The sequence below is a fragment of the Tenacibaculum sp. UWU-22 genome (genome assembly GCF_041021355.1).
GTDB lineage: Bacteria > Bacteroidota > Bacteroidia > Flavobacteriales > Flavobacteriaceae > Polaribacter.
The window spans coordinates 142,277-167,987 of sequence record NZ_JBFNGP010000005.1 but is presented as its reverse complement, the minus strand read 5'-3'; the positions used below and the strand labels follow the sequence as shown (position 1 = coordinate 167,987).

The following is a 25,711-nucleotide window of genomic DNA, read 5'->3' as shown; positions in this document are numbered from 1 at the left end:
AATTATTTTGTATATATCACAGTTTCTATCATTGTCTCTGCGTCTATTGTAGATATTTTTGTTACGTTAGGGTTATCTTTTAGTCTGGGAAGTTCAATGTTTTCCCATATATTACCTTCTTCTCAAGTTTTTGCCTAATACAGCTTTCACTTCACCAGATACTTGAGAAGCATATAAAGCACTTACATCTTCCCAAACCTTTATAGAATTAGGGTCATCAAATTTCCATAAAGGCATTTCAACATTGTATTTCGCTAATAACCCTTCTAATGTATTTCCCCCTGCTGGCGCAAGCGTCACGCTTGTGTCTTTATACAGTTTATTTTTTCTTCTGATACATCTATCTCTAAAACTGTTTGGTCGTCTTGATAATTTCTCGCACTACTATATTTCCAATCTGTAGGATTTGTTACAAATCCACTTTGAACAGGATTATTATGTATATAATCTATCTTTTGTTGTATTACTTTTTCACTCCACAATTCTATAGGCTTATTATGTTGTTGCCAAAATTGACGTTTTTTAACATTACTTTTTTTACTTCCCGCTCTTTCTAGCATCCATAACAACCATTCTTTTCTGCTCTCTTGTGGATTTTCTTCTATTTTTTTTATTAATTTTCTTGCGGTAAATCCTTTAAAATCTCTAATCAATCCTGAAGGGTCTTCATTGCTTGACCTAAAAATTAAATGTACATGACTTGGCATAAAACAATAGGCAAATACTTCCATACCTTTTTCTTTTCTACAATATTCTATACTTTCTACTAAAACATTAAAATACAATTGTCGAGTAAAAACATCTAACCAATATACTGTAGCAAAACTGATAAAGTATGCTGCTGATTCGTTATGAAATTTATACTTTCTACTCATTTTTATATTCTATTTTTCTCTTTCCGTCACGAGCAAGATGCTCGCGCTAGCGGGGTAAATTTCATCCCTTAATTTTATTTGTTTTTGATATTCTTTTTCTGCTTCTAAATCAAATAATCTAGTCTTTTCTTCTAGTGATAATTTAGAAAACTCATCATCTGTATAATCTTTCATTTTTTTTCACTCAACAGTTATTTTAATTATATATCTTATATACTGTTTCCTTTCATTTTTTTATGTTTATTTTTTAAAATCTTCTCAATTTTTAAAGTATCCCACGTTCCACTCCAAATACTGAAAATACCCGAAAGCAACTCAAAAAAATCTGGCTCTGATTTTAAAACATCTTTTAACCAATTCGTATTATAGATAGAATATGCGCTAAAACCAGATTCTTCTTGAAATCTCATACTTCTATTTAAACTACTTGCCCAAAACTTGATTTTATCTTTTTTATTCATTTTAGGATATGCTTCTTTCCAAAATATATCCTCAGCTTTTTTAGCTTGCTCTACTTTAAACTCTAACTTTTTTAAAATTTCTTTATTACTTTTATTTGACATATCAGTTCAATTGATTTAAATATATTTCCCATTTATTACCTCCTATATTTTTAACTTCTAGGACTTCAAAATAACTACCTCTGCGTAGTAGTAACTCTTTAGGGTCATAGCCTCTGAATCTTATGCCATCAGCATAATTAGAAATATCTGGAGCTCTTTTAACATTCATTATTAATTTAACATTTTTTTCTCCTTTATCAAAAAATGCGGCTTCTTTAGTACTACCTGCTGATATAAATTCTTTATATGTTACTTTACTCCCTTTTTTATGTAAATCTAAAAAGGTATTTAATATTTCTCCATTTAATTCTAAGGCTCTGAAAGCTGTCCCTTCATAGTTTGGTAGTTTTCTAAGACCATCTTTCATGATTTTTGCTAGTTCATATGTTTTTGAACTATTAATACCTTCTCTTATCCATGTATTTAAATCTCTGTAAAAAAGTTTGTTGTATATCCCCAAATAGCATAAGTTTCATCTCTAGTTAAGTTATAATTGTTTCCGTTTCGTAAAACTTCTTCAATAATTTCAAAAAAATCTCCTTTAGTGTGAATATTATGGTAATTTTTAAAATAGCTAACTATTTCATCTTCTGTTTTACCGAATTTTTTTAATACAGAAACAAATGAATTAGGTAATAAGTCTCTTACAAAATCTGTATTAACAACCTTTCTAAATATTTTAAGCAAATCTCCATCAGTAAAATGACCTTTTCCAATTTCATTTGAGATTTCAACAATTAGTTCTGAATTCTCTTCTAGATATTTTAAATTATCGGATTGTTTAAGAACTCTTTCTACTTGAATCCTATCTATTCCTTTAGATTTAAGGATTACAGAAACTTCATCTAAGGCTTTTCTTACTTTAGGGTATTTGACCAATCCAACCGTAACTTCAGCAACCTTAGTTAATTCATCAATAATTAAGTCATCAACTGTATTATCAGCTTTTTCCAGAGCTTCCTTAGCTGTTTTCTTAATCATTTTTTGGGTAAAAACATCTAGTCCTAAAGACCCCATTTCTAACCAAAATAAGTGCACTCTTAACTTCTCACAAAATTCCGATTCACAATCTGAAACTGTCAGCATTGCATTTAATGCCCCTGATGTTATCTCTGCTCCTGCAATAGTATATTTTAACCCTTTTTGTAATTTAGTTAAATGCCTTAAATGTCTTAGCTTTGCTATATTACCAACCCCTGTAAAAGTAGTAACCACATCTAAAGTTAAGCTAAATCCTGTTTCTAAATTAGCTGTAGAATTAATATCTTTAAATGCTTTTAAATAAAATACAGGTATTTCTTCTGCTGGTATCTTTACCCCTTCTCCCTCTTGATTACTGTTTAAAAGATTAACTTTCTTATAAAAATCAAAATGTCCTAAATACTCATAATGACGATTTGGATTATTATACCTAGAAGTAATATGAATTTCATTATTCTTAGTATGAAAAAATGTTGCAAAATCATCTGTATAAAAACCTAAAACTTTTTTTGAGTTGTAAGGAATATATAATTCTACATCTTGTTTAGCATAATCTGTTTGTAACCAATATTTATATAAAGTTTTAATATATTTAGTAAAATTATCTTCTCCTCCATAATTATCTATTTTATCATAAATAATTCTAAATAATGTTTTATCATCTAGCTTATTAGTCAATAGTCCGTCTAATAAATCTTTGGCATTATTTTTACCAATGCCATTTACAAGCTTTATTACAGCTTTTTCTTCATCTGTACCCCACTCGTTCAATGAGCATGAAGTTAATATTTTTAAGTCTTTCCAATAAAAATCTTTTCTTTTATCAATGATAAAACTTGGAGCATGCTCATATAAAAAATCTAATTTGTTACAGTCATTTCCTGCTATTTCAAACTCCTTATTGTATTTTTCTAAAACGTACTTTTTATTGAAACTAATTCCCGTATAAGCAGAATATTCTTCGTAATCTTTAACATCTTCTATTGTTATACGAATTGCATCTTCTTCTTTATGATTTTCATTTGTTACATATTTTATTTTATCAGTATAACTATGCTTTTTGTTTATCTCTAATTCTAAAAGCATATATATTTTTGATAAGTTTACATTTCCCTTTTCCCTAGACAAACTTCCTTTCAATTCTAATTTTCTTCCATTATATTCAAAAGGAACAGAATAAGCCAGCTGCTTAACTTTATCAAGTTTCCAAAAATACTCTAGTTTACTAGGAACTATAAAATTTTGAACATCATATGGAACAGATGATTTGCCATAATTATCTTTTATCCAATTAACCAAAACATCATAGTTAATTAAATCTTCATGTCTATCATCACCATTTGATTCTCCTTCTCCATCCTTATCAAAAACTCCTATACGTAGCTTAGGGTTGTGTATGGCTTGCCAGTGTACAAAAGGAAGTTTTGTTCCTTCTTTATAATCTAGTAGCCAATTAGTCGCTTTTTGCGCATATTGATAACTATATTTAGAAAATGGATGCTTTAACTGGAAAGCCCCATGACCTAGTTCGTGAGCAACTGTAAGTGGTATGCAGTTAGCAGTTGTACAGTTAGTTGTATATATATACCCAAACTGCCTGCCTAAAGGCATCAATCCTTTTTCATTACTAGAAGATGGTTGTTTATCGGTTATAATTAAATAGTAGGTATCTTCTTTATATACTGGGTGTTGTTTTAACTTATTATTTATTTGACGCTGTTGTTCGGTATATTGTGCTGCATAACCACTCTCTCCACTTTCTATAATACCATTGGGAGTTAAGGCTTCTAAATCGTATTTAAAATCATTAATCTCCGTAATGGTAATATTTACCATGGCTTGTTTATAAATGTTTTGCAACTCTTTTTTTATAGCTTCTGTATCTGTATTGGTCGTATTAACCAAGGTTACTTTTACATTCTTTACTACTGCTTGGTATTGTATAAAAGCACCTGCAACCTCATATTGAGTTCCTTGTTTTACTAAAGCTTGGGTTTCTATTTCGGCATCATCAAAAACACCTTTTAATTGTAAGGTATACGAAGTAGCGGTACTATCTATTTTTGTAATAGCTACCCCCTCTTTTGTTTTAAATAGTACATCTTGTGGTTTTATACTACTACCTGTAATAGACAAATTAGCTACAATAGTTTCTGTATCATTCTTTGCAACCGCTTTGTAGGGTATATAATAATCGTTTCCTAATTTTTTATATAATTCTTTGGTAGCACTATAGTTGCTTTGGTAACTATCAAACCCATATTTACTATCGGATGCTTTTGTAAAGGTAACGACCACTCCTTTTGCCGATATGGCAGTAGCTTGCCCATTAGTATTAACGCCATTGGTGTTGTCAGGTGTACTAGCACCTCCTTCTGCTTGTAATGCTTGGTCACCTACATTTCCTTGTTCATCAACCGTCCAAACTTGTCCGTTGCTATCGGTAATTACGGTATCTTCTCCTCCTGGTAATTCTACCACCTCTCCATCTTTTCCTATAACTAAGATGTCGCCGTTGGGGTCTATTTGCACATCTGAAACAACAATAGTCAGAGTTGATAACTCTTGCCCAAAAACTATTAGCTGTGAAAACAGAAATAAGAATAATGAAATTATATGCAACTTTTTTCGTAGCAAGTTAATCGTCTAAATATTTAGCTAATGTAGTTCTATTTTCCTTGATAACTTGGGCTAGTTTTTCTACGTTTAAAACGCCATTAGCATCTTTTACTAAGGGCTTGAGTTTGTTTACTTCTGGGTAGTTTGAATCATTTTCTCCATTAGAAAATTGATTAATAGCAATTGATTTCAAACCTCTAATAATTTCATAAATGTTTTTATCTATCTTTTTTATTCTTTCAAAAATCATGATAGAATCATTCTTTATAACAAACTGAGATGTTTTCAACTCTTCTTTATTAGCACTCCTAATTAAATACTTAAATACTATTATATTTTTATTATCAAATAAATAAGAAAATTTATGAATTGGTATAATGTTTAACTTTTTAGTTTGCTTACTCTTGATATAGTTTAAAATTAAATCAAGTTCAGTTTCTTTATAATTACCAACTTTATTTAAAAAATAAGAACAAAATTTTTGGTTTTTAAGTGGAATTAAATAATTCGTCTTTACAACCTTCTTGTTTAAGGATAAATTTTAAGAAAATTTTTGTTTATTACTTTCAATTAAACTTAAATTATTTCTTTCAAATATTTCTTTTAATTCTTCTACATGATTAAGCATAACATTACTTAATTTTAAATATAAATTAGCAATTTTAAAATTATTCTTTTTCCATGAAGACTCTATAATATCATTTAAAGTAGAGTTATTTGTTTCTCTGTTTTCAAAAACAGCATCTAAATAACCCAAATTTAAATTCATAAATAAAAACTCGATTGGATCTTTTAATTTTTCTCTAATTAAAAACCATTTATTTCCTTCTTGTTTTGCTTTTAAACTTACTACAATAGGTTTTTCTCTTCTCTCGTCAAAAACATTTACTCTAACTATCGCATAATTTTCATTATCAAAAGTATATGTAATTTTTCTTGCTAATTCAAGGTAATCAGTCTTTATGTCTTGGTTTTTAATTCTAGAAAACTACTGGTCAGACCAAATCATTTTTTTATTAAAATTGAAAGACAACCAATCATTATCTTGAACAGACATTTGTGAAATAATTAACTCTTCGACAGTTGAATTTTTTACTTCCTTAAACGTTTTGTATTTCTTCTGTAATTTTACTCATGGAGAATATTTTACATATTCAATTTCATTATTTTTAACCCCTATGCCCAACAAATCCACTGAAGAACATATACCATCTATATTTTGCGAATTAACTATAGCTGTAACCCCACAAAAAACTATTACTAAAAATTTTATTTTTAACATTTTACTTATTTTAAAATCTTGTATTTAATTAACCTAAAAAACAGATAACTAAAAAGTATAATAATAAATGGCGAAAGTTTATCCCAAACATCATATTTAGAACCAATTACTTTATTATTAACTTCAAAAATTCTATTTCCTCCTTGTTCTCCGCTATATCTAAACTTTACCTTATCTCCAATCTCAAGCATAGTTTGACTCCCCCCATAAAGTGTATCTCTAGATTTTTCTTCAATAATGGTATTTAAAAAAGGCTCTGATTGAGGACTAGTACTTAAACTATTCGGTCTTCTCATATCAATAATAGTTCCTTCTTTTATTATATTAAAATATTTAATATTCTTATAAACTACTTTAACGCTACTTAAAAAAAGTATTGAGCTTATGACAAAAAAGCCTATTAAAAAAATAATATTAATCAGTTTATTCATCATCAATAATTTTATTACTTTAAGTAAATTTCTTTATTTTTTAAATCAAAAATTAATTTTTGATTACTCTCCCAATAAGTATCAAAAATTAGGTGTTTGAAATTAAAGGGTTCTCTACCAGTTAACCATCCTGCTAATTTATCCTTAGTTATGCTAGTATTAGTAGTTCTCCATTGTATTTGATCTAAGTTGTTGGTACTCTAACAAAAATTACTTCACTTTCAGCACAATATCTTCAAGTGGATGAGCAAAATTTCATGGATTTACAAGAGTGCTACTGGCATTTATTTCTGCTAAAACATCAGCTTGAGAGACAATTGATTTACTTCCTTTAACTTTCGTATTAACAAGTTGTTTATAAAGGTCTTTGACTTCTTCTATAATCAGATTATCCCATTTTGAAAGTAATGGTAGAGCTAAATCCCCCTCACATTAACAACTATTCCCTTAGGCTCTAAAAAATGTTGCTCCGCAGAAAACCCAGACACGCTCAAAAAGAGGGTCAACACAAGTGTCAGTATGTATTTGGAACGTTATCATATTGTGGCGAAGATACTCATTTTTGAAATATAGTTTGGATTTTCAGAGTTCAGGTTTTGAGCTTATCCTGAACATTAATCATGATAAAATAAAATTTGTATCTTTGTATAAGATCTGGATTTTACGCTGTATTAAAGCTTTTATAATATGACTTTTGGTAAAAAGGTAGCAAATACTAGAAAGAAAAAAGGCTTTTCACAAGCTGAACTCGCCAAGCAAGTAGACACTATCAGTGTGACTATTAGCAGATATGAACAGGACGAGATAAAACCCTCTATAGATATTGCCAGTAAACTGGCGGATGCCTTAAATGTATCATTAGATTTTTTAGTTGGAATTACAGATGTTGAATTGGATAAAAGTATTATTAATAAAATACTGACCATTCAAAAATTACCCCAAGAGGATAAGGAACATATTATGCATTCCTATCCAACACGCTAAGAATAGAGAAACTTACATTAAATAATTTTGCTTAAATACAATACAACATATCAGTCTCTTAAAAAAGTAAAAGCTGAATGGCACGCATCAGTCGCTCAATGGGAATATTATTGGTATCTATTCAAATTTAATCAAGATGGAACCTTTATTTATTCAAGAATAACTGAAAATGAATTTAAGTCAATTAATGACTGGTTTACATACGAAAATGAGCATTTAACAAAGGGAAAATTTGAGTATGATAGCCAAGGAAAACTGAAAATCTCGTTCAAAGAAGTATCCCTAAATGCTTGTATTACTGGGCAAGATGAATTACTGTTAGAGGGAAAAATGGATTGGGATATGTTTAGCCCAATCTACCTATAAGGCTTTATAAACTCCGTTAGCAGCATCCCATTGATACTTGCCTTGCTGTACTAAATTTTCCATATACTCGATTTCGCTACCAAAGCCAGTTTTTATTCTCGTAGATGTTCCTGGTATCACATCAAATTCAACTTGCCCAGTATTCGAGTTTTTAGTCCATTTATATTTTAAGTAATCATTCGATTTATCACTCAAAATAACTATATCAGCTTTTTTACTTACCAAATCATCAAGCCAAGGCTTATTATATTGCGTCCAAAACTGGTCAGCATTCTGATAAAATTCTTGAGGGGTATTTAACATCTTATAACCATCTTTAGATATGGTTCTAAAATTTGAATTATTAGCAACTGGAAAACCTCCAATACTTTCAAGAGGATACAATCGTGCGGTAGCGGGGGTAGCGGGGGGGGGTAATCCGAACAAAAGACCTCTTAAGTAGGAGTGTTATTGTCTTCCAAAAATGATTTTAATACATTGAGCTGGTATAGAATATTTTCTTTTGAAGCTTCCCAAAAATTGATGACACTTCTGTTATACTTCCAAAGAGGAAACTCTTCTTCTAAAATTATAATTACAATGTCAAAACCGTCGTTTTCCCCTCTAATCCTAATTTCTACTCCGTCTTTATTTTTAAATGAAACGCCCCAATAAGGACCGTAATTAGTTACCTTGACTGTCAAAAATTGAGGTAGATTTTTCTTGAAAAAATTAATAATCAAACGATTATTAGAATTCTCATCAGAAATAATATTTGGCTCTACCATACCACTTTCCATGTATTTTCATTAATCTTTACAAAATCCTTAGCCCCTAAATCTATGAGATATTCAGCTTCACGAAACCTAAATGTAAGTGGGGTGCTTGGAAAACTCCAAGGTTCTTGAGAAAAATAAAATTCCCTACCCAAGGCTTTCTGGTTATTAATAAATTTTTTGTTAATTTTCCACATTTCATCTTTCCAAGATGTACTGATACCATCATCCACTATTGCTTTAGCTTCATCCCATTTGTTACCCATATCAAAATAGGTATAACCGTCTGCTTTTGCAACACGATTATATGATACTTTTGATAAGTCCTCATCATATTTTCCTAACATCATTCCCTTTGAAGAAGCAGAATTTTTAGTAGAACTAAAAGCTAAATTATTTATTTGAGTGGTAGAAATACAAAACCTACCTAATGAGGATAGAACACACATCCTCTACACCCTCGATGGACTTCTTCAAAATGTTAGAACTAAACTGGCGTTTGCTAAATAGATTAGGCATTATCGTCATTGGTTAATTCCTTGAGGCCAACTAAATCTAATCTTCCAAAAGAGAAATCACTAACCCTATTTAATTCTATATTTTCATTATCTATATCTTCTTTTGAAACCTGAATGTTGATGAAATCATTAGTAAAATAAAATTCATTTGACTGTTCAATTATCATACCTTGAAAATGCCGTAAATCCTTTTTAATTCCTTTTTCGACAAAAAGAGAATTTATATTTATCTCGACATTTTTATTAATGTATTTTGTTATATCTAACAGTTCATAATCAAACAAAATAATTTTAAAGTCATTTTTCAAATAACAAGTTACCCAGTAGTCATATATCTTTTCTTGATAAATTGCCCCTGCTTCGACTTTATCTATTAACGCTTTTGTAGTCATTACTTTGGTATAAATGAAACAATAAAACCATTGTCACCTGTAGCAACAGTAAATTCTCTGAGACCTTTATTGGTTGGCATTTTGTAAACAAATGATAGTCTTTTTTGAGCATCTACTACTCTTGAAACATAATTATTATTCTTAATTGCATTGAACAAAGTTTCAACCATTTCATCCTGAGTGTTAAAAAACTTCATTAACTCATCCGAATTCCAATGTCTATCAATAATATGTTGCAACCCTGCATTAGAATTTCCTTTCTCAAGGAACATAATCAAATTGTCATTATTTTTTACTACAAATTTCAAATCCGCTTCGGTAAACTTAACTCCAGCTGCTCTTAATTCAGCAATCAAGGCATTATCCAGCAGACTCCCCGCCGTATTAACAGCCACTCCAAAATGCCTATCTAACTCTTTTATTTTAACATCCGCTTCTCCATACTTGTTTACTAGAGCCTCTCTATGCTTAAAATATTCTTCTTTAGCATTGTTACGAACACTACTAAATTTAGCTCGTATAAGCCCTGAACCTAACAACCCTAATTGTAAATAGGTATTGTATTCTTGAAAGGCTTTACAAAATGCTTCGTTACCTTGGCAAAGATACGAATAACGCATCATAATATCGGCAAAACCACTAGTAATTTCTACCGATGCTAAGGTTACTCTTCCTATTTTTTGTAAGGTAGTTAAGTGTCGTAATTTTGTTACATTTCCTATAGCAGATAGTGTTAAGGCAACATCTAATGCTAACCCTATTTGGTCTAGGTTTTTTCTAAATTGTCTTTTTTAACTGTGCCTGCAAAATAAATAGCGGGTACTTCAACCTTTGTTAGTTTTATATTGTTGTTATTTACAAACCCTAAACACACTGGTTGAAAATATTTATATTCTAATAAACTATTACCATATGCAGTTTTCGCTAACATGCTAAACTTCCCTTTTTGAAAAGAAGCATTTGAATAAGATACCCCCGCTGCCGCACGATTGTATTGTGTGGTTTTTCTATATCTTTTAATCATAATTTTCAAATACTAATATATTTTTTAGTAAACCTTCTTCTCCAGCATAATCCTTTGCTCTGCTATATACATAATCTTCTGCTTTATATACCAATCCTGCTTCTACAGGATTACTGTGCACATAATTAATTTTCTCTTGTATTACTTTATTGCTCCATAGTTCAATAGGTTTGTTATCATGTCTCCAAAATTGATAGCTTTTTACATTAGACACTTTTGTTACTGCTTTTTTAAACTGCTCTAACAAAAACTCTTTTCTGCTTTCTTTTGGATTCTTTTGAATAGCTTTTACAATTTCTTTGCTTGTAAATCTTTTAAAATCGCCCAATAACCTTTCTCGCTTTTCTCCTTGAACACTTCTAAATACTAAATGTACATAATTGGTCATAATACACCATGCTACAATTTCCATCCCTTTGTTGGTCTGGCAGAATGATAAACTATCTATCAATATGTCTTTATATTGATTTCTAGTAAACACATCTAACCACTCTACTACTGCAAAGCTTACAAAGTATAAACCTTCTGGATTATGGAACTTGTAGTTTCTACTCATTTGTTATATTTTTTATCTCAATTTATTCTTCTTTTAGTCTTTTTTACCACACGATACAATCGTGCGGCAGCGGGGGGATTTTGTAGCAACTAACTTAAAATTGGCTCTATCCCTCTTTCTTTTCTTATTATTGAATCATAACTGCCAAATTCTGGGTAATCTTCCCAATTAGCAGATACGTCAATTTTATTCTTCGCATCGCTATCAATTTGCTCGTTTGTAATCAAATCTCTTTCTGTTATATGAAATGAACCATCAGGTTTAAAAATATAGTCTGTGATTTTTACCATTTTATCCGTATCTCCTTCAAATTCCCAAAACATAATGGTCTCCAGAAAAAGTCTGTTTCCGTAATTTTTTCTCCATTCGGCAATACTATCTTTCCCCATGAAAGTATATGCCATATATACCCGATTATAGGCATCAAAAAAATTCACCCGATAAAATCCTTTATTAATTTCTATATAGCTGTAAGGTCTCTCATTTTCATAAATGGTAACAAAATATAACAACTGGTTGTCATTAGCATACTTTGCTACTTCGCTTAATAGCTGCTCATCTTTATTTTTTTTACGACTAAATTTTGTTTTGTTTGCAATATCTAAACTTTTTATTGTGGTTTCAATATCTTGCATTTTACCCCAACCCCATCTCTGAAAATATAAATTTCTCATTGTTTAATTATAAATTTTACCTTGAACATCTCTAATTTTAATTAACCTAGCATTTGCCTCGTTTATTATGGATTGAGGTATTCCATTTGTTTGGACAGGAATTTCTAAAATCATATCTCCGTCAATAGTTTGACCAATTTTTGAAAATAGATCATGATTCGCTCCTTTTACTCCATTAACTGTTTTATTTGATGCAACATCAGCAATTACTGCTTTACCTTTTGGATATTTGTTATACAACTCCTGAATATATTTTACTCCAGTGGATTCTTGTATGTCAGAAAACTGGGTATATTTCCTTGATACAATTTCTTGCCCCGGTTTATACGAATCTAACCTTACATATCTAGATGGGTCGCTCGGGTTGACCAAATATACTTCATTATTTGGATAGGAAGAAGAACGTATTTTATTAAATTCTGTACCATCAAGTATTTTTTGTAACCATGCTGGTTTTTTACTTTTTTGGGCAGATGCTGCTAAAGCATCAATTTGTTTCCATTCATCAAGTAATCCGAAATTATCTTCTAATTGCCTTAATGCGTCATCGGATAAGTTGGCAACATCATTTGCAAATCTTGCTTTAGCTGCGGCAGCGGGGGAAGATACTCATTTTTGAAATATAGTTTGGATTTTCAGAGTTCAGGTTTTGAGCTTATCCTGAACATTAATCATGATAAAATAAAATTTGTATCTTTGTATAAGATATGGATTTGACGCTGTATTAAAGCTTTTATGATATGACTTTTGGTAAAAAGGTAGCAAATGCTAGAAAGAAAAAAGGCTTTTCACAAGCTGAACTCGCTCGTAGAATAAACTCTCATCATTCTATTGTGGGAAAATATGAACGTGATGAAGTAAAACCCACTATTGACGTGGTTAAAAAACTGGCTGATGTTTTAGAAACAACTGTAGGCTATCTCTTAGGTGAAACAGAAGATAGGGAACTTCTTAAAGCCCCATCAATGATGAAGCGGTTAAATGATATTGCAAAATTTTCTGAACAAGATAAAGAACATATTCTCTACGCCCTCGATGCTATGATTAATAATGTAAAACTTAAAGCTATTTAGTGGTATGACTATCTTTGATATTGCTAGTAACGTTAGACAAAACGGAATAGATTTAGTTCCTGCAACCAACAATGAGATTAATGGTGTAAAATCACTAAGTAAAAAAGAACTACCTCAAGCGTATATTGAATATTTAAAACTTATGGGAAATGGAACTCCCAATGGTTTTTTAAAAGGTCAGTCTTGTTTTCTAAATGAAATACCAAATTTAAAAGAATGGTCAAATGAACTACTTGATGAAAATAATTTTGACAGAAAACTAACTGAAAATGATTTTGTTTTTTGGATGAGTCAAGGTTATCAATTCGCTTTTTTTAAATTAGATGAAGGAGATGACCCCCCTATTTATTATTACCGAGAAGGCACAAATCAAACTGATTTTGTGAAAATCACAAACAGCTTTAGTGAATTTCTTTATAGATTATCCATAAATGACAAATTTCTGTTTGATATTGAAAAGCCTCTTAACTGACTTTTTTCAATATCTTATTTCACTACTTCAACTCTAGTGATGGTGATGTTTTTAAATTCTGCTTGGAACTGGTCAACAATATCAATACAATTTTCACAATAGGGACGTTCTGAAACTATTTCAATTGCTCCAGAAACATTCTTATTGTTTAAATATTTGGCTCGAAGATATTCTACAATTTTTTGCTCTGTATGATTCTCATAACCTAATATTCCATCATAAAAAGTATTTTGAGGCGGTGTGAAATTTCCTTTCTGTAAAGCGTTTTGAGGAGTGACAGCTCCACTTACACATTCCAAGTCTATCACATCGTTACCAATAGTACCCTTTGAAAATGCAATATTTCGTCCTGCCCCAGCATTATACTTCATCCGAATTGAAGTAATTAGGTCTAAATCAGCCTGAGTAGCTTGTCTAATTATCTTACCCCCCGCCGTGCTAACAGCCGCTTCTCCATACTTGTTTACTACTGCTGCCAATTCATCTACCTGACTTCGTACAAAATTGCCATCGATATATTGTTTAGAATCAATAAGGGCTTTGTCTATCAATTTTTTATCGCCACTATGCAAAACAGACGACACATGAAACTCGTTTGCAGTTATTTCGGATAATCGTTTTGATTCAAGTATAAAACCATCAGCATTGTTGGCTTGTCGAGCAACTATACCATACATTTCGTCTATATGTTTAGTTGCCCCTTTTCCTCCTTTTATATATGCAGCACCTGCAAATGGTATAGCAAATGATGCCGCATATATTGTAGCATTTTGATAATCTCCTCTTATTCCTGCGTAAATAGCACCAATAGGGTCAGCAAAGGTATCTAAACCTGGTATCAGACCTGCCACATCCACAGTTCCTAATACTAGGTTATCTACTACTGCCATTTTGTCGAAATCGTAAAAATGGACATCGTCTACCAATTCTGAACCCAATCCTGAGGCAATTTTCAAACTTCTCCACCAAGTCCAAGTGTTAGCTGTTTGTTGCCAAAGCATAAAGGTGTAATTCTTTTGAGCATTTATACTTGTGGCACTATCTGAATTACCCTGTGAGCCATCGTAATCCATATATATTTCTCTAAATCGAGCTATTTTGTTAATATCAATTTCTGACCAAAATGACGTATTTGCCAATGCCCCTTGGGCATATTCTTTTTCTAATTCTCTAGAAACATACGTAATACCTTTTTCTAGACAAGAATTATAATTAGGTTCACATTCATCACAGTTATAACCTGAATCTGCATCGTCACAATCTGTTTCACAAAAGCTTTTATTATTACTACAAGTAAAACGCATTTGTTGATATTCTTTAAATGCAACGGATTGGTAGAAAGAAAGATGGTTTATAAATGAATAACCCCTTATATTTTTATTTGATTGATATAAATAGTTTTGTAAAGTACCATCAGCATACTGATAGTATTTGTTTAAGATTAATGGTTTTTCAATAGAAGCATAAATACTTAGCAGGTCCGCAAGATTACCACCTGTATTTGTTACTAAATTTTCATCTACAATATCCGTACTACTCTGTGCAAATCCCATTTCAGAACATACTGTAGTGGTTTCTCCAAATAATGATTCAAACACAGAACCATTAATCAATACCAAAACAATATTTTTACCATTTGATTGTTGGTCTATAGCTTGTGTAGCAATCTCACGTAGTTGGCTACTCGTATAAAGATTATTGTTTTCAGTTCTGAGTAAACCAACTACAAAATATGTATTTGGTTTATGGTAACTTAATAAATGTAATTTATCCTCAAGTACATCCCATTCTTTTTCACTGTTGCTCAATGAAACAGATGCTCCGTTATTAATTTGAAATATATGGCTAAAAGAACCTAGAGAGCGTTCTTTTTGGGTTTTAGCAACATCAATATTATTCAACGCTGTTGAAAGACCAGACTTTACTGTAGCGATAATTTCGGCATTTACCGATTTTGTGTGGTTCATTTGAACACATCGAATATTTTCTTCACTACTACTTGAACTTTTAGGTCGTATAGGGCAATTTCTCGCTTCTTCAAAGACCTCTCCAGTTTCTTGTCCATTCAATAATACTTTATTTGTCTTATTTACTGAAACTAATCTAGCATTTGTTCTATTTCCATCACTAAATTTGTCAAACTTAATTTTTTTACCATACTTGTCTTTCTGCCAAGCCCCATCTTTGTACTTCCAATAATACTTTTTGTTTTCTCCTGCTATTGGATAATATAAATCACCACTAGAGGTTTCCCTAACAACCGAAATTCTTCCCTCAGCAGCTGGAGTGTAACTCCCTACAAATGCAGCTGGAGCATACCCCTCACCAAGTATTATAGGATTTCCATCTAAATCGAAATACGTATAATTTCTATTTTGATATTCAATAGGAACACACACATAATCTAACTTATAATAAGTATATTCCCCCTCACCATCACTATCAAAAATACCGATACGTAGTTTAGGATTATGTATGGCTTGCCAATGTACAAAAGGAAGTTTTGTGCCTTCTTTATAATCAAGTAACCAATTGGTCGCTTTTTCAGGGTATTGATAACTATATTTAGAAAATGGATGCTTTAACTGGAAAGCTCCGTGACCTAGCTCATGGGCTGAGGTAAGTGGTATGCAGTTAGCAGTTGTACAGTTGTTGGTGTATATGTACCCAAACTGCCTGCCTAAAGGCATCAATCCTTTTTCGTTACTAGAAGAAGGTGTTTTATCTGTTAAGATTATATAGTAAGCATCTTGCTGGTATTGTGGATGCTGCTTTAGCTCATTATTTATTTGACGTTGTTGTTCGGTATATTGTGCTGCAAATCCACTCTCTCCACTTTCTATAATACCATTAGGAGTTAAGGCTTCTAAATCGGCTTTAAAATCATTAATCTCCGTAATGGTAAAATTTACCATGGCTTGTTTATAAATGTTTTGTAACTCTTTTTTTATAGCTTCTGTATCTGTATTGGTCGTATTAACCAAGGTTACTTTTACATTCTTTACTGCTGCTTGGTATTGTATAAAAGCACCTGCAACCTCATATTGACTTCCTTGTTTTACTAAAGCTTGGGTTTCTATTTCGGCATCATCAAAAACACCTTTTAATTGTAAGGTATACGAAGTAGCGGTACTATCTATTTTTGCAATAGCTACCCCTTCTTTTGTTTTAAATAGTACATCTTGTGGGTTTATACTACTATCTGTAATAGACAAATTAGCTACAATAGTTTCTGTATCATTCTTTGCAACCGCTTTGTAGGGTATATAATAATCGTTTCCTAATTTTTTATATAATTCTTTGGTAGCACTATAGTTGCTTTGATAACTATCAAACCCATATTTACTATCGGATGCTTTTGTAAAGGTAACGACCACTCCTTTTGCCGATATGGTAGTAGCTTGCCCATTAGTATTAACGCCATTGGTGTTGTCAGGTGTACTAGCACCTCCTTCTGCTTGTAATGCTTGGTCACCTACATTTCCTTGTTCATCAACCGTCCAAACTTGTCCGTTGCTATCGGTAATTACGGTATCTTCTCCTCCTGGTAATTCTACCACCTCTCCATCTTTTCCTATAACTAGGATGTCGCCGTTGGGGTCTATTTGCACATCTGAAACAGTAAAATCTACCTTAGTTGATTCTGCATTTCCTATTCCTCCTTGCACCCAATCATTGGTGTCTTCCACATCACCCCAAGTTGGGTCGTAGGTTGTTTGTATAACACCGTCTATCAATTGATAATCGGTATTAATACTTATATTAGTAAACCTTACCGCTATTTTAGTATCCCCCAAATAAGGTACTATAATGTAGCCTACTCCTGTAAATCTTCCGTTGCCCCCTTGTATTTGTTTTACCGTTACCGGAAAATCACCCGCTGTAAAGGTTTCGTTAACTCCTATGTTTTTTATAGGTTTATTATTGTGAATTTGTATCTCTGGTATAATACCACAATTATAACTACTTGCTATTTCGTTTTTAGCAGGCATGGTAAATTGACTGGTATGACTATAAGAATAACTTTGGTTAAAATCGGTTAGTTCATTACAAGTACCCCCTACACGAAAATCATAGGTTTTACCGGCTCTTAAATTACTAAGTTGTACTTGGGTATTATAGGTATATACTTCAAACCATTCGGCATCAGGTATATCGGCTCTTTTGTATTGTACATGGTATTTTTTATGGTCAGTATGCCCTTGCCATGTAATTTTTACGCGGTCTTTACCTACTATTTCTGATAAGGCAAAAGTAGGCGGGTAACAAGCGTTGGTATAGGTAAAGTAGTAAATTTCACTATAACCATCATTTTTAAAAATAGCATTTTCGCTAACACCTGTAGTCGACCTAGCTCTTACTCGCCAACCATATCTTCTGTTAGGTAATAAGGTAGGTTTACCTATATTATACAATAGTGTGGTGGTATGTGTGGTTTCTGTATAATAATTAGGGGAGGCTAAAAAAGCGGCTTGTGGGTCTATTTGATTATCCCACAACTCTCGTAATTCAAACTCATACGATACGTTGGTGGCATTGGTGTGTCTTGGCGTCCATTGAAAAATAATATTCATAGGGTCTTGCGCTACTATTTGGTCGCCTTTATAAGGTAAATTTAAAAAAGGAGGATCGTTTAAAAGTAGGTAAACACTTGAACAACCCGCTGTAGGATGATTTAACTGCTGATGGGTAAATACATCGTACACTTCCCAACAAAAAGTATACATTCCTTCGGGTAAGGGTTTATTATATTCCTGCGGCGTAATTCCTGTTAAATTGTTGGGTTGAAAATAAGTGGCTAGGTCTATATTGGTAAATTGCTGTAATACGCCTCCGTTTAAAAATATAGGTGAAGCGCCTGATACAAAATCTGTAGAATGTATATTTAATCCATTGCCTTTAATGTGTAGTTTTAATTGTACTTGTTTATTACTAACTACTACATCGGTTAATAGTAAATTTAATCGTAATTTAACATCACTTGCCGTTGCATAATCGCTTAGTTTTGTCGAATATGGCGGAATAATACTTTGCGTTACCTGTACGGGATAGCGTTGAGCGTAAGTTAGTTGGATGAACAGTAGACAGTAGACCGTTAGCAGTAGACAGCTTTTCAGTTGACAGTTGGTCGTTGGCAGTTGTTGATTTGTAAATTGCTGTGTACTGTATCTTGCATACTGCTTCCCAGCATACTGTTCTACTGTATCCTGCATCCTGCTTACTATATACTGTATAAACTTTTTCACCACTATTTAAATTTTTGAGGATATTGAATCATATAGCCTAACAGCTTTCCTACTTCAAGTGATTCTTTGTATAATTCTTTTTTTATCTCTTCTGAAATATAATTACAAGCTAACGAAAATTCTAACCAAACCTGTGTTTCACTATTTTCCATATCGGCATCAGACAATTTTGCTATAAAATGTTTTGTATAGATTCTTTTTCTATATCCTTCTGCCAGATTAGCACATACCGAACGTGAACTTCTTCGTATTTGGTCAGTCAACGAATATCTTTCTTCTTTGGGAAACACTTTTGTTACCTCAAATATTTTCATTGCCAACTCAAATGCTTTCTTATATGCCTTTAACTCGTTATACACGTAATTTTCTATTAAAATTATTATTTACTGCCACTGCTTACTAAACTACTCTTTCTGCACTTTAATATCGCACAAGATGTATGAATTACTACCGTTATCTACAAACGCTGTTATTTTTATAGCTCCTTTTCTGCCATCTGCTGTTTGAAAAAGTACAATTCTAGGCTTCATCGTATTATTAAAATGCAACAATCCATTAGGTGTTTCTGTAATTATTATAGCCTGTAACGAAGTATCGTTATTCATAGCATCAAATTGAGCTACGCTAAGACTACCCCCACTACTACTGTTTTCTTGTGAATTAATAAATTTAGTATCGGTTGCATTGGGTATAGTTGTAAAACCATTAGTGCCTGCCTGAATTGGTGATACAAATTTATTAAACGTAAAATCATTACTAAGCCCCAGAAAAACAATATCTATCTTAGACCCATTTTCTTGAGTTACTTCGTTAGCTGTGATTGTTTTTCGTAATTCTGTTGAAAAAAATGCTCCTATAGCATTGGTGTTATGTGCCGAATTAATTCCTAGTTTAACGTTCGAAAATGTTCTTAAATTTGTATTGGGTTTTACCCGAATAGTTTTGCTTATTGTTTTTTCTTTTTTACCGTTAGAGGCTATTAATTGAATGGTATAAGTTCCTGCGTTTTGAAAAGTAACTCTTGGGTTTTCTTCCATACTACTATGCGCTCCACCTTCAAACATCCATTGATAGCGTATTGCATTGGTTGTTGTGTTTTGTAAGGTAATTGTTACGGGAGCTTGATAATCATCATCAAAAAAATCGACTTCCCAATCAAAACCTATAGCTATATCTGGTAATACGGTAATTTTTTCTTCTTTAGTTATGGTTTCAAACCCGTTAGACACCGCTAATTTTATACTATATTCACCTGGATTTTGGAATATTATGTTTGCTGGATTTTTATCTGTAGAACTCGAAGGATTTCCTCCTTCAAATGTCCATTGATAAGTTAAATTGTCTCCAACTGTGGTATTTGTTAAGTTTACTTCAACTGGGGGGTAATTACTTTCTATAATTTCGGTTGAAAATTGAATATCAATACCTTCCACCACACTTATTTCTTTTTTAATTATTTCTTCTTGTCCATCAATATTTGAAGCTTTTAAAACAATGGTATAAGTTCCTGCCTTTTCATAGGTAACACTTCCTGGGTTTTTATCATTTGATGAAGTAATGGTTGCCCCTTCAAATGTCCATTGATAAGTATCAGCTCCTTCTGTTTTATTTCGAATACTTACCTGAACAGGTACAGAAATATCATCATTTACAAAGGATATTTCAAAAGCCGCCTTTATAAAAACAGGAGTTTCTTTATAGCAAGAAGTAAGTACAATAAACAAAGATAAAATTATATAAAACTTTTTCATTTTACCACTAATTTACAATCATACGTTTTATCTGTGTTTGTTTTGCCGTTTCTAAAACTACAATATACATTCCTGATGCTAAATGCATGGCAAGTGGAATTGTATATTTTTCTAAGGTTTCTATAGGTTTATGTTTGGTTATAAACGCTCCCTGCGAATTAAAAATGCGCAACGAAATAGGGCTCGTTTCAACTAAATCTATACCAATTGTAAAAGCTCCATCATTCGGGTTTGGAGAAATCGTAAATGCTTCAATAAATGGCGTATTTGTATCGCCTAGATTTGGCAAATCACTTTCTTCTTCAATAACTATATTTTTATACAACGCTTTAACACATGCTCCTACATGAGATAGTAGACCAACTTGATAGGTTCCTGGTTTAGAGAAATTTAACACGATAGTATTTGCCTCTTCTTCTGTTATATTTGCTTCTTTAGGTAAAAGCCATTCAAAAGATTCTGGAGTTGGATTACTGGTATGAAACACCACAACATCTTCATTAACATAAGCTTGAGATGACATTAAAAATTCTGCTGCTATTTCATTATCAGAATAAGTAACTGTTACGGTATCTGTTGCCACACAACCTAACGATGATGTAGCGGTAACGGTATAAACACCTTCTTCTGTTACCGTAATTGTTGCCTTATTAGAACTAAAACCTTTATCTGAAGTCCATTGATATGTAGCATTAGAATCGCCTATGCTTGCATCTAAAACATATATTTGATCTTTACATAAAATCTTATTTTCTCCTAAATCAACTTTCAATTGTTCTGGATTTTCTAATCGTACTTCTTTAAAAGTTTTACATCCTTTTGAATCGATTAATGAAAAAGTGTAAACTCCTTTACTTAAACCTGTTAAACTTGTTGTTTGTTCACCAGTATCCCAAGTATAGGTATATGGTGGTGATCCACCTGTAATTTCTAATGAAATAGCCCCATCATTACCTTCATAACAGGTTGGATTTTTTTTGTTTACTTCAATATGTAATCCTCCAGGTTGTTCAATAGTAATATTTCCTGTAGCTTCACACCCTCTGGCGTCAGTAACAAATACTACATGATTACCTGCTATTAAATTTTTTGCGGTAGTTGTAGTTGCACCATTAGACCATTTTACGGTATAAGGTGGTATTCCTCCTGAAATAACTACTGTTGCCGTAGCATCGTTTCCTGCATCACAAGAAACTTCGGTAGCCGATAATGACAACGTAATTAATTCGGGCTCTTCTAAAGTATATAAAACATCTGTTGGATTAATTAATTGTAAACCGTCATATACCCCAATAACAACACCTCGGCTGTCTTCAACATTTAAAGCATATTCACCCACTGATAAATTAGTTGCTATAGAACTATTTTGGTTTATGCTTTCATATACCCCAATATTATTTTTTTTCTTCCAAGTATATTTATAATGTTGTTCTTCATTAAAAGGTAGCCCTCCTGTTACAGTTGCTTTTAAGCTTCCGTCTGCATAGGGATTGTTAAACTCATTATTTTGGTTACAAGAAATTGGGTTTTCTACAGAAATAGTTGCTTCTATTGGATCGTATAAAATAAACTCTTCTTCTATATAAGAACAGCCTTCTTTGGTTGTAGCAGTAGTATAATTAGCATCTTCAACAGTCAGGTAATAGGTTCCTTTAGAAATGGTGTTTAATCGTATTTTATATATACCGTTTACTGTACTTGTAATGGTTTTTGTATTTAAGATATTTCCTTCTTCATCTTGCCAATAATAATGGTAACTACCATCTAAAAATGATGTTCCTCCTTGAATTTCAGCTTCTATCCAACCATCAGATGCTTCACCTTTGGTTGGCGTTGCAAATGCTGTAAAGTTTATACTTATTGGAGGTTCTGGTTGATTTATTAATATGCTTCCTGCTACCTGACAGCCGCGAGTATCAGTAACTAAGACGGTATATTCTCCTTTTACTAAATTATTAATTTGAGCAACATCACTTCCGTCTTGCCACTCAATGGTATAAGGTGGCACACCGCCTGTTATAACAGCTTTTGCCCAACCATCACCTCCATTATAACAATACACATCTTGTTTTTTAAAAGATAATTGTAACAACGGAGGTTCTTCAAAATTATAAATTATATCGGTCGGTGTTACCAATATGTTGTTTTGATAAACCCCTAAAACAATACCATTAGCATCTTTTATATTAACGGCATAATTTCCTGCGTCTAACCCCTTTGCTATATTAGATGTTTGATTAGTCAATATTGTCCAAACTCCAGGGCTAGTTTCTTTTTTCCAAGTATAATAATATGGTAACCCATTGTTTTGATTAGGCTGTAATTTTACACCTCCCTCTGCTACTACTTGTAAAATTCCATCTGAAGAAGGATCTTCGTATAAATTACCATTGTTACAAGAAATGGGTTTTACTAATTTAACAGCAGCTTGTAATGGTTCTGGGTCTTCAATAACATATTTACTTTTAACTATAGTACAATTTACTTCGTCGGTAGCTAAAGGATAATTTTTATCTTGAATAGTTAATTTATAAGTGCCCTCTCCGATGTTATGTAACTTAAGTATACATGAATTCGTATTGACTTGTGATGTTACTTGAGTATTTAGGTTATTACCGTTAACATCTGTCCAAACATAGGTATAAGCACCGTTATTTAAAGGAGTACCTCCTGTAACTGTAGCTTGAATCCATCCGTTTGTTGCTCCTGCAAAAGTGGGCGTAAAAAAATTGTAGCTTATTTTAATGGGATTTTGAGGTTCTTCAATGGTAATTGTCTGTTGAGCTTGGCAACCTCGTTCGTCTGTAACTTCAATAGTGTAAGTACCCGCAACTAAATTAGAAATGTCTTTTGTAGTTTCACCCGTATTCCAAGAAATAGTATAGTTACCTGTACCTCCTGTTATTGTTGTATTAATGGCTCCATCAGTACCTTGGTAACAAAATACATCTTTTTTGGTGTAGTGTATTTGTAATAATTCTGGTTCTTTAAGAATGTATGTAACGTCTGTAGGAGTTGTTAAAGTATTATTTGTATAATTTCCTAATACAATTCCGTTAGCATCTTTAATATTTACAGCATATTCTCCTGCTGTTTGATGTTCTAATACATTACCCGTTTCACCAGGTATAATTTGATAAACCCCTGATGCATCTTTCTTTTTCCACGTATATTTATAATGGTATTTACCCTCTAATAAAGGGGTAAAAGGAACACCGCCATTAGCTATAGCTGTAAGCTCTCCATCACTTGACAGATTTGCTAAAGCATTACTGCTATTACATGATATTGGGTTAGTTTCGTTAATAGACAATGTTAATTTTGAAGGTTCTTTTAAAGTGTAACTAGTATTATTTATTGTACAGCCTTCGTTATTTGTAGTATTATTATAATTAGCGTCTGTTACCGTTAAGGTATAAGTTCCTGAAATGGCATTTTCTAGTGTTAAAAACCAACCTTCAGTATCTACAATATCAGAAAATGTTGTCCAAACCGTGCCATTTTCGTGTCTCCAAGTAAAATTATATTTTCCATTAGGTAATGGCGTACCCCCCGTTATTTGTGCACGTATTTTTCCGTCAGAAAAGCCAAATGCTGTGGGTTGTTTTTCATATACAAAATTTATGGTCACAGGCTTTTGGGGTTGTGTTATTTTAATGGTTTCTTCTTTTTCTTCTCCTAAACCCACAATATTTCCGTGTTCATCTCTTACAAGAATTCCTGCAACACAATTATTAGCGTCTTTAATTTTTATGGTATAATTACCTGCTGGTTTTTCGGTTATAACTTCTGTTGCTTCATTTTTTGTATTGGAACCCGCTTCTGTATAAGCTCCTATTGTTCGAAATTCTACCCAATCACTTTCTAATACAGGACTAATATCACCTTCTTCTCTCAGTAAATATTTGTATTTTCTTCTATCTTGCCCTCCACTAGCTTTTATAGTTATTGTTCCATCACTTCCTCCATGACACCGAACATTGGTAGAATTAACAGAAAATTCTACTGGTTTAGGTTCTTGTATAGTAAAATTAATTTTATGAGTAGCAGACTCACTAAAAGTATTCCACGATTCACCATTATAAGCTAATATTCCTCCACCTATTATTTCTGCTTCATAGTCTCCTGGAGGTAAATTATTTATAATATACTCTTTATTTAGAATATTGTTTTCTATATTAGAAACACTGTAATCGGTATCTTTTGTAAGGTTTTTAACACTAATGCTCAATTTTTCATTTGAACTTGGGTTTCTGTCAAATAAGAATGTTACATTCCCATCCGTTTCTTCAAAACAGGTTATATCTTTTATTAATACATTTTCAAAGCGAGGAGCCGATTTTGTTAATCTATAGAAAATTTCATCTGAAGTTATGGAACAATCTTCGAACCAAGTAGAAAATAATGATACTAAACATTTTTTTTTATATATATTTACTCTAAGATAAATTTTCTTTCCTATATCACTTATACTTAAAAATGATGATGGTTTTATAGAAAATGATGGCTTCCCTTGTGTATTTGTACTTGAAGGCATATCTAACCAATTATTCTTATCGGGAACTCCAGTAGCTATTACTTGATATTGCCAGTTATAAATAGAAGTTTTAAAGCCATAAGAATTAGAATCTACACTAACATTTACATAATCATCAAAACCAATCAAATCAACTAATGGTTGTGTAAAATTAACTATAGGTCGAATTTCATAATTTACTTCTAATTTACCCCTAACTTGACCGTCATTTTCTTTTTCTATAGTTGGAATACTAGCTCGCTCATAATCATTATAAATAAACTTGTCTTCGGTTACATTTATACTTGTTGTATGATCACAGTCACAGCAATATGAAGTTCCCAAAAATTCATTTCTTGCATCTGTTGCGGATATAGTAGCACTAATTTTTTTAATTCTTCCTTTTAATCCAATACTATCTATTGTTCTGTTAACAGATGTTGAGTTAGTATAATAAATTTCTTCTGTTCCTAAACTACTATCTTCATATTGTACGGTTATTTTTGCATAATTATTACATCTTCCATCTTTATACCAAGTATTCATTTTTACGGAAATATCTATTTCAAATTTTTGCGCTAATAATTGGCTTGTTATTAAAAAAAACAATAAAAAAACAACCTTTTTCATTTT

General features: G+C 31.9%; 26 protein-coding genes. 4 read left to right on the top strand and 22 right to left on the bottom strand.

Translation table 11 applies throughout. The annotated features are described in order from the left end of the window. Window positions 1-111 precede the first annotated feature (111 nt). From AB2B44_RS09505 to AB2B44_RS09465, 9 genes are all read right to left on the bottom strand, one after another. A complete protein-coding gene (locus tag AB2B44_RS09505; RefSeq protein ID WP_369049340.1) occupies window positions 112-300 on the bottom strand; it encodes a hypothetical protein in 189 nt (62 codons plus the stop codon). Continuing rightward, on the bottom strand, window positions 297-875 hold the full coding sequence (locus AB2B44_RS09500; RefSeq protein WP_369049339.1) for a transposase: 579 nt from the start codon (window positions 873-875) through the stop codon (window positions 297-299). Before AB2B44_RS09500 ends, AB2B44_RS09505 begins: the two co-directional genes overlap by 4 nt. Before the next feature lie 9 nt (window positions 876-884). Then, window positions 885-1,049: a hypothetical protein gene (locus AB2B44_RS09495; protein ID WP_369049338.1), complete on the bottom strand. Its 165-nt coding sequence runs from the start codon at window positions 1,047-1,049 to the stop codon at window positions 885-887. A 35-nt stretch (window positions 1,050-1,084) separates the two neighbouring features. Next, on the bottom strand, window positions 1,085-1,438 hold the full coding sequence (locus AB2B44_RS09490; protein WP_369049337.1) for a hypothetical protein: 354 nt from the start codon (window positions 1,436-1,438) through the stop codon (window positions 1,085-1,087). 1 nt (window position 1,439) lies between these two features. Continuing rightward, window positions 1,440-1,805, bottom strand: a complete 366-nt coding sequence (locus AB2B44_RS09485; RefSeq protein WP_369049336.1) for a hypothetical protein — start codon at window positions 1,803-1,805, stop codon at window positions 1,440-1,442. A gap of 56 nt (window positions 1,806-1,861) precedes the next feature. Then, window positions 1,862-5,041 carry a hypothetical protein gene (locus tag AB2B44_RS09480; protein WP_369049335.1) on the bottom strand — a complete coding sequence of 1,060 codons (3,180 nt, stop codon included), beginning with the start codon at window positions 5,039-5,041 and terminating at the stop codon, window positions 1,862-1,864. Window positions 5,042-5,057: 16 nt separating this feature from the next. Then, on the bottom strand, window positions 5,058-5,288 hold the full coding sequence (locus AB2B44_RS09475; protein ID WP_369049334.1) for a hypothetical protein: 231 nt from the start codon (window positions 5,286-5,288) through the stop codon (window positions 5,058-5,060). 291 nt (window positions 5,289-5,579) lie between these two features. Then, a complete protein-coding gene (locus AB2B44_RS09470) occupies window positions 5,580-5,807 on the bottom strand; it encodes a hypothetical protein (RefSeq protein WP_369049333.1) in 228 nt (75 codons plus the stop codon). Window positions 5,808-6,325: 518 nt separating this feature from the next. Further along, window positions 6,326-6,754 carry a hypothetical protein gene (locus tag AB2B44_RS09465; protein ID WP_369049332.1) on the bottom strand — a complete coding sequence of 143 codons (429 nt, stop codon included), beginning with the start codon at window positions 6,752-6,754 and terminating at the stop codon, window positions 6,326-6,328. A gap of 684 nt (window positions 6,755-7,438) precedes the next feature. Here AB2B44_RS09465 and AB2B44_RS09460 point away from each other — a divergent pair. Both AB2B44_RS09460 and AB2B44_RS09455 read left to right on the top strand, forming a co-directional pair. Beyond that, complete coding sequence (locus AB2B44_RS09460) at window positions 7,439-7,735, top strand: helix-turn-helix domain-containing protein (RefSeq protein WP_369049331.1); 297 nt, start codon at window positions 7,439-7,441, stop codon at window positions 7,733-7,735. A gap of 27 nt (window positions 7,736-7,762) precedes the next feature. After that, window positions 7,763-8,101 (top strand): hypothetical protein, encoded by a 339-nt coding sequence (locus AB2B44_RS09455; RefSeq protein ID WP_369049330.1) that lies wholly within the window; start codon window positions 7,763-7,765, stop codon window positions 8,099-8,101. Here AB2B44_RS09455 and AB2B44_RS09450 read toward each other — a convergent pair. The 9 genes from AB2B44_RS09450 to AB2B44_RS09410 form a co-directional block, all read right to left on the bottom strand. After that, a complete protein-coding gene (locus AB2B44_RS09450) occupies window positions 8,096-8,527 on the bottom strand; it encodes a hypothetical protein (RefSeq protein ID WP_369049329.1) in 432 nt (143 codons plus the stop codon). The two genes, AB2B44_RS09455 and AB2B44_RS09450, sit on opposite strands and share 6 nt — an antisense overlap. Before the next feature lie 8 nt (window positions 8,528-8,535). Further along, window positions 8,536-8,784, bottom strand: coding sequence for a hypothetical protein (locus AB2B44_RS09445; protein WP_369049328.1), 249 nt, complete (start codon window positions 8,782-8,784; stop codon window positions 8,536-8,538). Window positions 8,785-8,861: 77 nt separating this feature from the next. Continuing rightward, a complete protein-coding gene (locus tag AB2B44_RS09440; protein WP_369049327.1) occupies window positions 8,862-9,305 on the bottom strand; it encodes a hypothetical protein in 444 nt (147 codons plus the stop codon). A gap of 62 nt (window positions 9,306-9,367) precedes the next feature. Further along, window positions 9,368-9,766, bottom strand: coding sequence for a hypothetical protein (locus AB2B44_RS09435; protein ID WP_369049326.1), 399 nt, complete (start codon window positions 9,764-9,766; stop codon window positions 9,368-9,370). Beyond that, window positions 9,766-10,389, bottom strand: a complete 624-nt coding sequence (locus AB2B44_RS09430) for a hypothetical protein (protein WP_369049325.1) — start codon at window positions 10,387-10,389, stop codon at window positions 9,766-9,768. Before AB2B44_RS09430 ends, AB2B44_RS09435 begins: the two co-directional genes overlap by 1 nt. Window positions 10,390-10,532: 143 nt before the next feature. Then, entirely contained in the window at window positions 10,533-10,790 is a 258-nt protein-coding gene (locus AB2B44_RS09425) for a hypothetical protein (RefSeq protein WP_369049324.1), read from the bottom strand. Continuing rightward, window positions 10,783-11,346 (bottom strand): transposase, encoded by a 564-nt coding sequence (locus tag AB2B44_RS09420; protein ID WP_369049323.1) that lies wholly within the window; start codon window positions 11,344-11,346, stop codon window positions 10,783-10,785. Before AB2B44_RS09420 ends, AB2B44_RS09425 begins: the two co-directional genes overlap by 8 nt. A gap of 89 nt (window positions 11,347-11,435) precedes the next feature. Further along, a complete protein-coding gene (locus AB2B44_RS09415) occupies window positions 11,436-12,020 on the bottom strand; it encodes a hypothetical protein (protein WP_369049322.1) in 585 nt (194 codons plus the stop codon). A 3-nt stretch (window positions 12,021-12,023) separates the two neighbouring features. Further along, entirely contained in the window at window positions 12,024-12,392 is a 369-nt protein-coding gene (locus AB2B44_RS09410) for a hypothetical protein (protein ID WP_369049321.1), read from the bottom strand. A gap of 368 nt (window positions 12,393-12,760) precedes the next feature. Here AB2B44_RS09410 and AB2B44_RS09405 point away from each other — a divergent pair, with 368 nt between their 5' ends. Both AB2B44_RS09405 and AB2B44_RS09400 read left to right on the top strand, forming a co-directional pair. Further along, window positions 12,761-13,093 carry a helix-turn-helix domain-containing protein gene (locus tag AB2B44_RS09405; RefSeq protein ID WP_369049320.1) on the top strand — a complete coding sequence of 111 codons (333 nt, stop codon included), beginning with the start codon at window positions 12,761-12,763 and terminating at the stop codon, window positions 13,091-13,093. A gap of 4 nt (window positions 13,094-13,097) precedes the next feature. Continuing rightward, window positions 13,098-13,565, top strand: a complete 468-nt coding sequence (locus tag AB2B44_RS09400) for an SMI1/KNR4 family protein (protein ID WP_369049319.1) — start codon at window positions 13,098-13,100, stop codon at window positions 13,563-13,565. Between the two features lie 14 nt (window positions 13,566-13,579). On the opposite strand, the gene AB2B44_RS09395 is transcribed toward AB2B44_RS09400, so the two are convergent. Genes AB2B44_RS09395 through AB2B44_RS09380 form a run of 4 tightly spaced genes read right to left on the bottom strand, consistent with a single transcriptional unit; the run spans window position 13,580 to window position 25,708 of the window. After that, window positions 13,580-18,778 (bottom strand): deaminase domain-containing protein, encoded by a 5,199-nt coding sequence (locus tag AB2B44_RS09395; RefSeq protein WP_369049318.1) that lies wholly within the window; start codon window positions 18,776-18,778, stop codon window positions 13,580-13,582. A 35-nt stretch (window positions 18,779-18,813) separates the two neighbouring features. Then, on the bottom strand, window positions 18,814-19,170 hold the full coding sequence (locus tag AB2B44_RS09390; protein ID WP_369049317.1) for a four helix bundle protein: 357 nt from the start codon (window positions 19,168-19,170) through the stop codon (window positions 18,814-18,816). Between the two features lie 45 nt (window positions 19,171-19,215). Then, the gene (locus tag AB2B44_RS09385) at window positions 19,216-20,562 is read right to left on the bottom strand and encodes a PKD domain-containing protein (protein ID WP_369049316.1); all 1,347 of its coding nucleotides are present in this window, start codon (window positions 20,560-20,562) and stop codon (window positions 19,216-19,218) included. A gap of 7 nt (window positions 20,563-20,569) precedes the next feature. Then, window positions 20,570-25,708 carry a T9SS type A sorting domain-containing protein gene (locus tag AB2B44_RS09380; RefSeq protein ID WP_369049315.1) on the bottom strand — a complete coding sequence of 1,713 codons (5,139 nt, stop codon included), beginning with the start codon at window positions 25,706-25,708 and terminating at the stop codon, window positions 20,570-20,572. Between the last annotated feature and the right edge of the window lie 3 nt (window positions 25,709-25,711).